Below are 13,323 nucleotides of genomic sequence, written 5' to 3' on the forward strand. Positions count from 1 at the left end.
GCCGCCTGGGCCGCGGTTGCGCGCGGTTCAGCCCTTCGCGGGCGTCGATGCGTTCTTGACGATCGTCAGCGCCGACGAGATCGCCGTACCGAGGTCCGACAGGTTCGACGGCACGATCAGCGTGTTGCCCTGCTTCGCGAGATTCGAGAACGCGTTCACATACTGCTCGGCGACCTTCAGGTTCACCGCATCCATCCCGCCTTGCGACTGGATCGCATTCGCGATCTTCTGGATCGCCTGCGCGTTCGCCTCGGCCACCGCCAGGATCGCGGCGGCCTCGCCCTGCGCCTGGTTGATCGCGGCCTGCCGCTCGCCTTCGGACTTCTGGATGGCCGCTTCACGCGCGCCCGACGCGAGGTTGATCTGCTCCTGCTTGCGGCCTTCCGAAGCGGCGATCAGCGCGCGCTTCTCGCGCTCCGCGGTGATCTGCGCCTGCATCGCGTGCAGGATTTCCTTCGGCGGCGTCAGGTCCTTGATCTCGTAGCGCAGCACCTTCACGCCCCAGTTCGCCGCGGCCTGGTCGAGCGCCGACACGATGTTGTGGTTGATGAAGTCGCGCTCCTCGAACGTCTTGTCGAGTTCGAGCTTGCCGACCACCGAGCGCAGCGTGGTTTGCGCGAGCTGCGTGATCGCGAGCACGAAGTTGCTCGACCCGTACGACGCCTTCATCGGATCGGTCACCTGGAAGTACAGCACGCCGTCGACCTGCAGCTGCGTGTTGTCGCGCGTGATGCAGACCTGGCTCGGCACGTCGAGCGGAATTTCCTTCAGCACGTGCCGGTACGCGATGCGATCGACGAACGGCAGCACGATGTTCAGGCCGGGCGACAGCGTCGCGTGATAGCGCCCGAAGCGCTCCAGCACCCATGCATGCTGCTGCGGCACGATCTTCACCGTCTTCGACACGATCACGATCGCGATGACGAGCAGGACAACCCAGATGATCAGCGAATCCATGAAGTATTCCCTCCTTGTTGTATCAGCGGACGATCAGCCCGCGGGTTTCGCCACGACCACGAGACAATTGCCGCGCACGGCGCTCACCTGATAGACGTGCGCATCGTCGCGCTCGCCGTGCGCGAGCTCGACATCCCAGTCGGCGCCGCGATACTGCACGCGCGCGCGGCCGTCGTGCCACGCGTCGACCGTGACGGTCGAGCCGATATCGAGATTGACGTCGGGATTCGTCGACGTGTCGCGCTTCTGCTTGCGGCCGAGCCCCGAACGGCGCAGCGCGATCATCGCGACGATCGCGACCGCGGCCGCCGCGCCGAACTGCACGTGCGGCGCGAAACCGGCCAGCTGCAGCAACCCGCCCGCGAGAAAGCCGAGCGCGATCATCAGCAGATAGAACGTACCGGTCAGCAACTCGGCGACGACCAGCACGCCCAGCGCGACCCACCAGAACAGATGCCCCGACATGATTGTGGTCTCCTCGAAAACGCCCCCCGCGCTTGCTCTCGCTCGCTACTCCCCGCGGGGGCGGCCCGGCGTGTACCTGTACCGACAAACAAAAACACCCCGGTGCTTACCGGGGTGTTTATAGCATGAACCTTGCATTTTGCCTTCATCGAAGGAGCGACGTTGCCGCTCCTTCGCCGAAGATGCATTACCGGGCGTTACTTCCGGTTCGCGGCGAGCGCTTGCCACGTGTCGATGATCGTGTCCGGGTTCAGCGAGATCGACACGATGCCTTCGTCGGTCAGCCACTGTGCGAAGTCCGGGTGATCGGACGGGCCCTGGCCGCAGATACCGACGTACTTGCCCATCTTGCGGCAGGTATCGATCGCACGCTTGAGCAGGAACTTGACGGCCGGGTCGCGTTCGTCGAAGTCGACGGCCAGCAGTTCCATGCCCGAGTCGCGGTCGAGGCCGAGCGTGAGCTGCGTGAGGTCGTTCGAGCCGATCGAGAAACCGTCGAAGTGCTCCAGGAACTCTTCGGCGAGGATCGCGTTGGTCGGGACTTCACACATCATCACGAGGCGCAGGCCGTTTTCGCCGCGCTTCAGGCCGAACTTCTCGAGCAGGCCGACGACACGCTCCGCCTGCTTCACGGTCCGCACGAACGGCACCATGATCTCGACGTTGGTCAGGCCCATCTCGTCGCGCACGCGCTTCAGTGCACGGCACTCCATCTCGAACGCCTGCGCGAAGTCCTCGGCGATGTAACGCGACGCGCCGCGGAAGCCCAGCATCGGGTTTTCCTCGTCCGGCTCGTAACGCGAACCGCCGATCAGCTTCTTGTACTCGTTCGACTTGAAGTCGGACAGGCGCACGATCACGGGCTTCGGATAGAACGCCGCCGCGATCGTCGCGACGCCTTCGGTCAGCTTGTCGACGTAGAACTGACGCGGCGATGCGTGACCGCGCGCGACGCTCTCGACCGCCTTCTTCAGGTCCTGGTCGATGTTCGGGTACTCGAGAATCGCCTTCGGGTGAACGCCGATGTTGTTGTTGATGATGAACTCGAGACGCGCGAGACCCACGCCGCCGTTCGGCAGTTGCGAGAAGTCGAACGCGAGCTGCGGGTTGCCGACGTTCATCATGATCTTGACCGGGATTTCCGGCAGTTCGCCGCGCTGCACTTCCGTGACTTCCGTCTCGAGCAGGCCGTCGTAGATCTTGCCTTCGTCGCCTTCCGCGCACGATACCGTGACGAGCGCGCCGTCCTTCAGCACGTCGGTCGCGTCGCCGCAGCCGACGACTGCCGGCACGCCGAGCTCACGCGCGATGATCGCCGCGTGGCAGGTGCGGCCGCCGCGGTTCGTGACGATCGCGGCCGCACGCTTCATCACCGGCTCCCAGTTCGGGTCGGTCATGTCGGCCACCAGCACGTCGCCCGGCTGCACGCGTTCCATTTCCGACGGATCCTGGATCACGCGCACGGGGCCCGCGCCGATCTTCTGACCGATCGCACGGCCCGTCGCCAGCACCTGCGACTGGCCCTTCAGCTTGAAGCGCTGCTCGGCCTTGCCGGTTGCCTGGCTCTTCACCGTTTCCGGACGTGCCTGCAGGATGAAGATCTTGCCGTCGCGGCCGTCCTTGCCCCACTCGATGTCCATCGGACGCTGGTAGTGCTTCTCGATGATGACCGCGTACTTCGCCAGCTCGATCACGTCCTCGTCGGTGATCGAGTAGCGGTTGCGCTGTTCGTGCGGCACGTCGACGGTCTTCACGCGGCCCGGCTCGCCCGGCTGCGTGAATTCCATCTTGATCAGCTTCGAGCCGATCGAGCGGCGGATGATCGGGTATTTGTCCTGGGCGAGCGTCGTCTTGAACACGTAGAACTCGTCCGGGTTCACCGCGCCCTGCACGACGGTTTCGCCCAGGCCGTAGCTCGACGTGATGAACACGGCGTCCTTGAAGCCCGATTCGGTGTCGATCGTGAACATCACGCCGGCGGCGCCGACGTCCGAGCGGACCATGCGCTGCACGCCGGCCGACAGCGCGACTTCCGCGTGCGTGAAGCCCTTGTGCACGCGGTACGAGATCGCGCGGTCGTTGTACAGCGACGCGAACACGTGCTTCATGCGGTCGAGCACGTCCTCGATGCCGACGACGTTCAGGTAGGACTCCTGCTGACCGGCGAACGAGGCGTCGGGCAGGTCTTCCGCGGTCGCGGACGAACGCACGGCGAACGACAGTTCGCTCGGCGAGCCGTTCTTGAGGATGTCGAACTGCGCGCGGATTTCTTCCTCGAGGCGCGCCTGCAGCGGTGCGTCGACGATCCACTTGCGGATCTCGGCACCGGCTTCGGCGAGCGCCTTCACGTCGTCGATGTCGAGCGACTCGAGACGCTTGGCGATACGATCGGTGAGGTCGTTGTGCTTGAGGAAATCGCGGAACGCGAGCGCGGTCGTGGCGAAACCGGTGGGTACGCGAACGCCTGCTTCGGAAAGCTGGCTGATCATCTCGCCGAGCGACGCATTCTTGCCGCCCACGATCTCCACATCGGTCATCCGCAACTGCTCGAACGGAATTACATACGCCTGGTCCTTTGCGACGTTTGCTGCGTTAGTCATACAAGCCCCTAAGTGTGAAAAAAATGCTCGATCGCGCAAGTGGGCTCGAACGCGGGCGCTTGCAAAAAGGCGCGGCGCGTCTTGCGCAACCTGTTAGATAAACACTCGCAGCGGCGGAAAATATTCCGACCCGATTTGCAAAAATCCCGGCAGAAGGGCGATATATGCAGACAAATCGCCAGACTTGCCGGGAATTCTGGAATCCAGCGGTCAAGCCGCGGGCGCCGTTCGCGCCCTGCCCCCGCAATTGCTTATCCAACAGGTTGCCGCTATTCTACCGTGCCGGCTGCCGGATGTGGCGCGACCTTGTCACTGGGTCTGGAGGCGCACCTCCAGCCGCCCGCGCAACCGCCCTTCACGCTCGACGTCCAGATTCATGCTGCCTACCGTATTCATCGTCTCCGACGGCACCGGGATCACTGCCGAAACCTTCGCGCACTCGATCCTCTCCCAGTTCGACCAGAAATTCCGTCTCGTGCGCGTGCCGTTCGTCGACTCGCCCGACAAGGCCTATGCGACCGTCGAGAAGATCAACGAGGCCGCCGTGCACGATGGCCGCCGCGCGATCGTGTTCACGACGCTCGTCGACAGCGAATCGAACGACATCGTCAAGCGCTCGAACGCGCTCGTGCTCGACATGTTCCAGCGCTTCGTCGAACCGCTCGAGCAGGAACTGGAGCTCAAGTCGAGCCACGCGATGGGCCGCGGCCACCAGAATGCGGACACCGAGGAGTACAAGACGCGGATCGAGGCGATCAACTTCTCGCTCGCGCACGACGACGGCCAGTCGAACCGCAACCTGTCGGAAGCCGACGTGATCCTCGTCGGCGTGTCGCGCAGCGGCAAGACGCCGACGAGCCTGTACCTTGCGATGCAGTACGGCGTGAAGGCGGCAAACTATCCGCTGATTCCGGAGGATTTCGAGCGCGGCAAGCTGCCGTCGGCACTCTCCCCGCACCGCGAAAAGCTGTTCGGACTGTCGATCGACCCGCAGCGCCTGTCGGAGATCCGCAACGAGCGCCGTCCCGGCAGCAAGTACGCGGCCCCCGAGAATTGCCGCTACGAGATCAACGAGGCCGAGGCGATGATGCGTCGCGAGGGGATCAAGTGGCTGTCGTCGACGCACAAGTCGATCGAGGAAATCGCGACGACGATCCTGCAGGAAATCCGTCTCGACCGGCAGTCGTACTGAGCACCGGCGCACGGGCGGCCGCATGGCCGCCGCCGGAAACGGCAAGGCCGCGTCGAACGCGGCCTTTTTTCGTCGTGCGGCGCTTGGCGCGCGCCGTGCGTCAGGCAGGCCGCTGCTGGCGCAGCTGCTCGAACAGGCACACCGCGGCCGCCGCTGCGACGTTCAGCGACTCCATTCCGCCCGGCTGCGGAATCGTCACGCGATGCGTGGCCGCATCGCGCCAGAACGCCGACACGCCGGCGCCCTCGTTGCCGAACACCCAGGCGACCGGCCCCGACAGGTCGCAGTCGTAGACCGCCTGCGCGCCGTGCGAATCGGTCAGCGCGACCGGCACGTCGAGCCGTTCGGCGAGCGCGGCAGCGTCGACATCCTCGTGGATCGACAGCAGGAAATGAGCGCCCATGCCCGAGCGCAGCACCTTCGACGACCACGCGTACGCCGTTCCCGGCGCACAGAAGACGTGGCGCACGCCGGCCGCCGCCGCGCTGCGCAGGATCGAGCCGACGTTGCCGGCATCCTGCACGCCGTCGAGCACGATCGACGTATGCACGACGCGCGCGGGCAGCGGATGTTCGGGCCGGTCGACGAGCAGCAGGAAGCCGACGCCGTTGACGACGTTCGACAACTGGCCGAACAGTGCGTCGGGCAGCGTGACGACCCGCTGCGCGTCGATACGCGCGACGATCGTCTGCGCTTCCGCGTGGCCGAGCGCGCCCTCGGTCGTCACGCACAGCTCGGGCGTCGCGCCCGTATCGAGGTACGCGCTCGCGAGATGGAAGCCTTCGAGCAACGCCTGGCCGCTGCGGCGCTGATGGGGCGTCGAACCCGCCAGCGCCTTCAGGCGCTTGTACAACGGGTTGTCGCGGGAAGTAATGCTTTTCATCGAATCAGGTCGAGTGCCGCACGCACCGGTGCGAAAGTGCGTCGATGCGCTTCGCACGGGCCGTGCTCGCGCAGTGCGGCAAGGTGTTTCGCGGTGCCGTAGCCCGCATGCACGTTGAAACCGTACACCGGGAAGCGCTCGTGCAGGTCGACGAGCATGCGGTCGCGCGTGACCTTCGCGAGGATCGACGCGGCCGAGATGCTCGGCACGAGCGCATCGCCGCTGACGATCGCCTCGGCCCGCACGGTCAGCGTCGGGCAGCGGTTGCCGTCGATTTGCGCGAGCGTCGGCAGGACCGACAGGCCCTCGACGGCCCGCTTCATCGCGAGCATCGTCGCGTGCAGGATGTTCAGCGTGTCGATCTCGTCGACGCTCGCCGACGCCACGCAATACGCGCGCGAACGCGTGACGATCAGCTCGTACAGCGCATCGCGCTTCTTCGCGGACAGCGCCTTCGAATCGTCGAGCCCGTCGATCGGCCGTGCCGGATCGAGAATCACCGCGGCGGCCACCACCGGCCCGGCGAGCGGGCCGCGGCCGGCTTCGTCGACGCCGCAGACGATCTCGTCGGGGCGGCTGAAGTCGAAACCGCCCTGCACGTCGATCGACGCGCGCCGGCGTGGGACGCGTACTGCGGTCATGCGCGCCCCTTGCGATGTTCAAGCACGCGCACGACGGCTTCGGCCGCCTTTACGGCCGTATTCTGCCGCAGCGAAAGATGCATTTCGGTAAACACTTCGGTCAGCGTGCGGCGGTTCGCGTCGTCGCGCAACTGCGTGAGCGTCGCATCGGCGAGCGCCTCGGGCGTCGCGAAATGCTGCAGCAGCTCGGGCACGACGAACCGCCCCGCCAGGATGTTCGGCAAGCCGACGTACGGCAGGTAGCCCTGCCGGCGCATGATCTGCCCGGTCAGCCAGGGCACCTTGTACGAGATCACCATCGGCTTCTTCAGCAGCGCGGCTTCCAGCGTGACGGTGCCGCTCTTCACGAGGATCGCGTCGGCGGCCGTCATCGCGACCTGCGAGCGGCCGTCGGTGATCGTCAGCGCGAGTTGCGGATGCGCATCGACGAGCGGCTGCAGCAGTTCGCGCAGGGCGGGCGTCGCCGCCGGCATCACGAACCGCACGCCGGGCTCGCGCTGCTGCATCAGCGCCATCGCCGCGAAGAAGGTCGGGCCGATCAGCGCGATCTCGGAGCGCCGGCTGCCCGGCAGCACCGCGATCACGGGGCCGTCCGCGGGCAGCCCCAGTGCGATGCGCGCGCCGTGCGTGTCGGGTTCGAGCGGAATCTCGTCGGCCAGCGGATGGCCGACATAGGTCGATGCGACGCCGGCCTTGTCGAGGATCGCCGGCTCGAACGGGAACAGGCACAGCATGTGATCGACGGACTTGGCGATCTTCTTGATCCGGCCGCCGCGCCATGCCCAGATCGACGGGCACACGAAGTGGATCGACGGAATGCCCGCGTCGCGCGCGGCCTGTTCGACGTTGAAGTTGAAGTCGGGCGCGTCGACGCCGATGAACGCGTCAGGCCGCTCGGCGAGCAGCTGGCGCTTCAGTTCGCCGCGAATCCGCAGGATCTCGGGAATCTGGCCGAGCGCCTCGACATAACCGCGCACGGTCAGCTTGTCCATCTGCCAGTGCGAGTCGAAGCCGTGCGCGATCATCCGCTGCCCGCCGATCCCGTAATACTGGGCCGATTCGGGCAGCCGCTCGCGCAGCCCGCCGAGCAGCGACGCCCCGAGCAGGTCGCCCGACGGCTCGCCGGCCACCATCGCGAGCCGGAGCTGATTGGTCGGAAGCGGCATCGCTTAGCGGATGATGCCGCGTTGCGACGCGTCGATGAAATCGACGAACGCCTTCACCGGCACGTCGCCGTCGCCGCCCGCCTCCGCCAGCTCGCGCAACTGCACCTTCGCTTCCTCGAACGACAGGCCACTCTTGTAGAGGACGCGGTACGCGCTGCGCAGCGCCGAGATCGCATCGGGCGAGAAGCCGCGCCGGCGCAGCCCCTCGACGTTGATCCCGTGCGGTTCGGCCTTGTTGCCGGCCGCGATCACGAACGGCGGGATGTCCTGCACGAGCGCCGATGCGCCGCCCAGCATCGAGTGCGCGCCGATGCGCACGAACTGGTGGACGCCCGACATGCCGCCGACGATCGCCCAGTCGCCGATCTCGACGTGGCCGGCCATCTGCGCGTTGCTCGACAGGATCACGTGGTTGCCGACGCGGCAGTCATGGCCGATGTGCACGTAGGCCATGATCCAGTTGTCGTCGCCGAGCGTCGTCACGCCGAGGTCCTGCACGGTACCCGTGTGGATCGTCGTGAACTCGCGGATCGTGTTGCGGTTGCCGATCACGAGCTTCGTGGGCTCGTCCTTGTACTTCATGTCCTGCGGACGGCCGCCGACCGACGCGTAATGGCCGATGCGGTTGTCTTCGCCGAGCGTCGTATGGCCTTCGATCACGCTGTGCGAGCCGATCGTCGTGCGCGCGCCGATCGTGACGTGCGGACCGACGATCGCGTACGGGCCGATCTCGACCGATTCGTCGATCTGCGCGCCCGGCTCGACGATCGCGGTGGGATGAATCCTGGTCATGCGCCGTTGCCTCTCGATGTGATGTGTCGCGTTGCGTTGCCCATGCGTGCCGCGTCGCTCAGGGCGCCGCGTCGGCCGTCTTGACCGTGCACATCAGTTCGGCTTCCGCCGCCACCTTGCCGTCCACTTCCGCCACCGCCTTGAACTTCCAGATGCCGCGGATGTAGCGTTCGAACGTCACGTTCAGAATCAGTTGATCGCCCGGCTCGACCACGCGCTTGAACCGCGCGCCGTCGATGCCGACGAAGTAGTACAGCGTGTTCTCCGGATCCTTCGGCTGCTCTTCCGCGAAGGTCAGCAACGCAGCCGCCTGCGCGAGCGCCTCGAGGATCAGCACGCCCGGCATCACCGGCCGCTTCGGGAAATGCCCCTGGAAAAACGGCTCGTTGATCGACACGTTCTTCAGCGCTTTGATCCCTTTGTGCGGTTCGAGTTCGAGCACGCGGTCGACGAGCAGAATCGGGTAGCGATGCGGCAGCAGCGTGAGGATCTTGTGGATGTCGAGATTGATTTTTTCAGTGCTCATGATGGTTCGTCTCACGCAGAGGCTGCGCGGTGGTGATGCAAAGGCTGAAGCGGGCCGCCGCGCGGCCCAGTCTGGCAAACCGGGCCGGTTGCGCTGGCCGTGCCCGGTTGGTGGTCTCGCATGATGCGCTCAGGCGCCCGTGCCGCCCTGGGCGGCGAGCGCGGCTTCGAGCGCCTTGATGCGCTCGCGCAGCTTGTCGAGGTTGCGCACGAGTGCGGCGCTCTTGTTCCATTCGCCGTGATCGACGGCCGGGAACGCGCTGGTATAGATGCCGGCCTTCGGCAGCGACTTCGATACGCCCGAGTTCGCGGTGATGATGACATAGTCGCCGAGCGTCACGTGGCCGGCGATCCCGGCCGCGCCGCCGATCATGCAGTGGCGGCCGATCGTCGTGCTGCCCGCGATGCCCGCCTTGCCGGCGATCACCGTGTACGCGCCGATCCGGCAGTTGTGGGCGATCTGCACCTGGTTGTCGATCTTCACGCATTCGTCGATGACGGTATCCGCCATCGCACCGCGGTCGATCGTCGTGTTCGCGCCGATTTCGACGTCCGGGCCGATCGTCACGCCGCCGACCTGCGGGATCTTGACCCAGCTGCCGGTGCGCGCATCGCCGTCGCCGACGAAATCCGGCGCGAAGCCGAAACCGTCGGAGCCGATCACGGCGCCCGCATGGACGATCGCGCGCGGGCCGATCTTGCAGCCGTGGTACACCGATGCGTTCGGATAGAAGTGCGAGCCGGCGCCGATCGTCGTGCCGCGGCCGACGAAGACGTTCGCGTCGAGTTGCACGCCGTCCTCGATCACCGCGCCGGCCTCGACCGTCACGTGCGGGCCGATCACCGCGCTCGCGGCGACCTTCGCGGCCGGATCGATCGTCGCGCTCGGATGCACGCCGGCGGCGCGCTGCGGCGTGGCCAGGTCGATGAACATCTGCGCGACGCGCGCGAAGTACGCGTACGGATTGGGCGTCACGATGAAGTTGCGGCCGCCGGCCGCCGCGCCCAGCTTTTCGAGATCCTTCGGTGCGATCAGCACCGCGCCCGCGCGGGTCGACTCGACCTGCGACAGGTACTTCGGGTTCGCGAGGAACGCGAGCTGCTGCGGGCCGGCCTGGTCGAGCGGCGCGAGCCCGCCCACCTTGCACTGCGCGTCGCCGGCGATCTCGCCGCCGAACCGCTTTACGAGTTCCTCAAGCGTCAATGCCATTCGTCGTCTGCTCCGTTCAGTTCGCCGAGCCGGACGCGAGCGCCTTGAGCACCTTGTCGGTGATGTCGATGCGCGGGCTGACGTACACGGCTTCCTGCACGATCAGGTCGTAATTCTGCTGCTCGGCGATCTGCTTGATGACCTTGTTCGCCCGCTCCAGCACGGCCGCCAGCTCCTCGTTGCGACGCTGGTTCAGGTCCTCGCGGAACTCGCGCTGCTTGCGCTGGAAGTCGGTATCGAGCTGGGCGAGGTCGCGCTGCTTCTGCGCGCGGTCGGCCGCCGACAGCGACGTGCCGTTCTTGTCCAGCGAGTCGGACATCGACTTCAGGCGCGCGGCCAGGTCCTGCAGATCCTTGTCGCGCTTCGCGAACTCGGCTTCGAGCTTCGTCTGCGCCGCCTTCGCGGGCGCCGACTCGCGCAGGATCCGATCCGAATTGACCGCCGCGATGCGGGCGACGTCCTGTGCGTGCACCGTTGCCGCGCCCAGGGCCAGCGCAACGGTCAGCGCGCACATCACTCGTTTCGAAAACTTACCGGTTAGCAAAATTACCCTCTCGTTGCTGTTGTCATGCGTTCGGTCAGAACGCCGTCCCGATCTGGAACTGGAATTTCTGGTACTGGTCGCCTTCGTGCTTCTGCAGCGGGAAGCCGAGGCTCAGCTTCAGCGGGCCGATCGGCGAGATCCACGCGAGACCCACACCGTAGCCGTAGCGCAGGCCGTTCGCGCCCGTACTCGTGCCGCCCGGCGCGTTGCCCCACACGTTACCGCCGTCGAGGAACGTGAACACGCGCAGCGTGCGGTCGTAGCCCGTGCCCGGCAGCGGGAACGTCAGTTCGATGTTGCCGACGACCATCTTCGAACCGCCGATCGGGTCGTTCGTCTTCGTGTCGCGCGGGCCCAGCGAGCTCGGCTCGTAGCCACGCACGGAGCCGATACCGCCCGCGTAGTAGTTCTTGAAGATCGGGTACGGGTTGCCGATACCGTTACCGTAGCCGCCTTGCAGGTTCAGGCCCAGGATGAAGCCGCGCGAGAACGAATAGTAGTACTGCGCCTGCAGGTCGGCCTTGTAGTACTGGATCTTGCCGACCGGCACGCCGTACTCCATGTTCGCCTGCGTGAAGTAGCCGCGGCTCGGAATCAGCGCGCTGTCGCGCGCGTCGCGCGACCATGCCACCGTCAGCGGCACCGTGTTCGACACGCGGCCGAACTGGTTCACGTAATCCTGGTAGCTCTGCGGCGTGTTCGAATCGACGTCGAGGCGGTTCTGCTCGAAGCCCGCGCCGAAGTAGACGGTGTCGACTTCCGAGAACGGGATGCCGAACTTCAGGTTGCCGCCCGCGCTGATGATCCGGAAGCTCGAGCTGGTCGAATAGTAGAGCGGCTGGTACGTGCGGTAGTAGACGTCCGTGATCCGCTTGATGCCGTCGACCGTGAAGTACGGGTCGACCTGCGTGACGGTCAGCGTCCGGTAGCTCTTCGCGGTGTTGACGTTCACCGACAGGCTGGTACCCGAACCGAACACGTTGTCCTGCGACACGCCGGCCGACAGCACGACCTTGTCCGTCGACGAGAAGCCGGCGCCCAGCGTGATCGCGCCGGTCGGCTTTTCGTCGACCTTCACGTTCACGTCGACCTGGTCGTTCGTGCCTTCGACCGGCACCGTCGTCACGTCGACGTTGGTGAAGTAGCCGAGACGGTTCACGCGGTCCTTCGACAGCGCGAGGCGGTTCGAATCGAACCACGAGCTTTCGAGCTGGCGCATTTCGCGACGCACCACTTCGTCGCGCGTGCGCGTGTTGCCGACCACGTTGATGCGGCGCACGTACACGCGGCGGCTCGGATCGACGACGAGGTTCAGGTTCACCTTGTGGTTCGCCTGGTCGATGTCCGGCTGCGCATTGACGGTCGCGAATGCGTAACCGTATTCACCGAGCTTGTCGACGATCGACTTGGTGGTCTGCTGCAGCTTTTCGGCCGAGAAGCGGTCGCCCGGCTTGATCTTGATCAGCTTGTTGAGTTCGGCTTCGCGATCGAGCAGGTTGCCCGACAGCTTGATGCCCGACACCGTGTACGGCTCGCCTTCGTGCAGCGTGACCGTCAGGTACATGTCCTTCTTGTCGGGCGAGATCGACACCTGGGTCGACTCGATGTTGAACTCGAGGTAGCCGCGGTTCAGGTAGTACGAGCGTACGGCCTCGAGGTCGCCCGTGAGCTTTTCCTTCGAGTACAGGTCGTTCTTCGTATACCAGGAGAACCAGTTCGGCGTCGACAGCTGCATCTCGTCGCGCAGCGTGCTGGTGCTGAACGCCTTGTTGCCGATGAAGTTGATCTGGCGGATCTTCGCGCTCGGGCCTTCGGCCACCGCGAACAGGATCGACACGCGGTTCGCGTCGACCGGCGTGATCGTCGTCTTGACTTCGGCCGCATAGAAGCCGCGCGTCAGGTACTGGCGCTTGAGCTCCTGCTCGGCCTTGTCGACGAGCGCCTTGTCGTAGTAGCGGCCGTCGGCGAGACCGACCGCGCGCAGCGCCTTCGTCAGGTTGTCCTTGTCGAATTCCTTCGTGCCGGTGAAGTCGATCGACGCGATGGCCGGACGCTCCTGCACCTGCACGATGACGACGTTGCCTTGCGTGGCGATGCGCACGTCGTTGAAAAAGCCCGTCGCGTACAACGCGCGGATTGCTTCGGATGCCTTGTCGTCCGTGAAGGTATCGCCCTGCTTGATCGGCAGATAGGCGAACACCGAACCCGCTTCGACGCGCTGCAGCCCCTCGATCTTGATGTCTTGCACCACGAACGGTGCCGCTGCATGCGCCGCGAGGCCGTGAGCGGCGAGCGCGGCCGCTGCAACTGTCTTAGGTACAAAGCGATGAGGTTTGAACAACATGCAT

General features: G+C 65.6%; 12 protein-coding genes. 1 reads left to right on the top strand and 11 read right to left on the bottom strand.

Features of this window, described 5'->3' with window-relative positions; translation table 11 throughout:
- Nucleotides 1–27: 27 nt before the first annotated feature.
- The 3 genes from AC1VVG_RS10510 to ppsA form a co-directional block, all read right to left on the bottom strand.
- Nucleotides 28–957 carry an SPFH domain-containing protein gene (locus tag AC1VVG_RS10510; protein WP_034188833.1) on the bottom strand — a complete coding sequence of 310 codons (930 nt, stop codon included), beginning with the start codon at nt 955–957 and terminating at the stop codon, nt 28–30.
- Nucleotides 958–990: 33 nt separating this feature from the next.
- Complete coding sequence (locus AC1VVG_RS10515; protein WP_059561899.1) at nt 991–1,425, bottom strand: NfeD family protein; 435 nt, start codon at nt 1,423–1,425, stop codon at nt 991–993.
- A 194-nt stretch (nt 1,426–1,619) separates the two neighbouring features.
- The gene (gene ppsA, locus AC1VVG_RS10520; RefSeq protein ID WP_059561843.1) at nt 1,620–4,022 is read right to left on the bottom strand and encodes a phosphoenolpyruvate synthase; all 2,403 of its coding nucleotides are present in this window, start codon (nt 4,020–4,022) and stop codon (nt 1,620–1,622) included.
- 376 nt (nt 4,023–4,398) lie between these two features.
- Here ppsA and ppsR point away from each other — a divergent pair, with 376 nt between their 5' ends.
- Nucleotides 4,399–5,214, top strand: a complete 816-nt coding sequence (gene ppsR, locus AC1VVG_RS10525; protein WP_034188836.1) for a posphoenolpyruvate synthetase regulatory kinase/phosphorylase PpsR — start codon at nt 4,399–4,401, stop codon at nt 5,212–5,214.
- Nucleotides 5,215–5,314: 100 nt separating this feature from the next.
- Here the strand turns inward: ppsR and AC1VVG_RS10530 are convergent, their stop codons facing one another.
- From AC1VVG_RS10530 to bamA, 8 genes are all read right to left on the bottom strand, one after another.
- Nucleotides 5,315–6,097 carry a TrmH family RNA methyltransferase gene (locus AC1VVG_RS10530; RefSeq protein ID WP_175027165.1) on the bottom strand — a complete coding sequence of 261 codons (783 nt, stop codon included), beginning with the start codon at nt 6,095–6,097 and terminating at the stop codon, nt 5,315–5,317.
- Nucleotides 6,094–6,738 (bottom strand): ribonuclease HII, encoded by a 645-nt coding sequence (gene rnhB, locus AC1VVG_RS10535; RefSeq protein ID WP_034188838.1) that lies wholly within the window; start codon nt 6,736–6,738, stop codon nt 6,094–6,096. The genes AC1VVG_RS10530 and rnhB overlap by 4 nt, the downstream gene beginning before the upstream one ends.
- Entirely contained in the window at nt 6,735–7,904 is a 1,170-nt protein-coding gene (lpxB, locus tag AC1VVG_RS10540; protein WP_034188839.1) for a lipid-A-disaccharide synthase, read from the bottom strand. The genes rnhB and lpxB overlap by 4 nt, the downstream gene beginning before the upstream one ends.
- Before the next feature lie 3 nt (nt 7,905–7,907).
- Nucleotides 7,908–8,696: an acyl-ACP--UDP-N-acetylglucosamine O-acyltransferase gene (gene lpxA, locus AC1VVG_RS10545; protein WP_034188840.1), complete on the bottom strand. Its 789-nt coding sequence runs from the start codon at nt 8,694–8,696 to the stop codon at nt 7,908–7,910.
- 58 nt (nt 8,697–8,754) lie between these two features.
- A complete protein-coding gene (gene fabZ, locus AC1VVG_RS10550; RefSeq protein ID WP_006495559.1) occupies nt 8,755–9,222 on the bottom strand; it encodes a 3-hydroxyacyl-ACP dehydratase FabZ in 468 nt (155 codons plus the stop codon).
- Nucleotides 9,223–9,351: 129 nt separating this feature from the next.
- Complete coding sequence (gene lpxD, locus AC1VVG_RS10555) at nt 9,352–10,431, bottom strand: UDP-3-O-(3-hydroxymyristoyl)glucosamine N-acyltransferase (protein WP_034188841.1); 1,080 nt, start codon at nt 10,429–10,431, stop codon at nt 9,352–9,354.
- A 16-nt stretch (nt 10,432–10,447) separates the two neighbouring features.
- Entirely contained in the window at nt 10,448–10,945 is a 498-nt protein-coding gene (locus tag AC1VVG_RS10560; RefSeq protein WP_034188842.1) for an OmpH/Skp family outer membrane protein, read from the bottom strand.
- 64 nt (nt 10,946–11,009) lie between these two features.
- Nucleotides 11,010–13,319, bottom strand: coding sequence for an outer membrane protein assembly factor BamA (gene bamA / locus AC1VVG_RS10565; RefSeq protein WP_034188843.1), 2,310 nt, complete (start codon nt 13,317–13,319; stop codon nt 11,010–11,012).
- Nucleotides 13,320–13,323: the final 4 nt, after the last annotated feature.

This window comes from Burkholderia sp. L-4 (assembly GCF_056856535.1).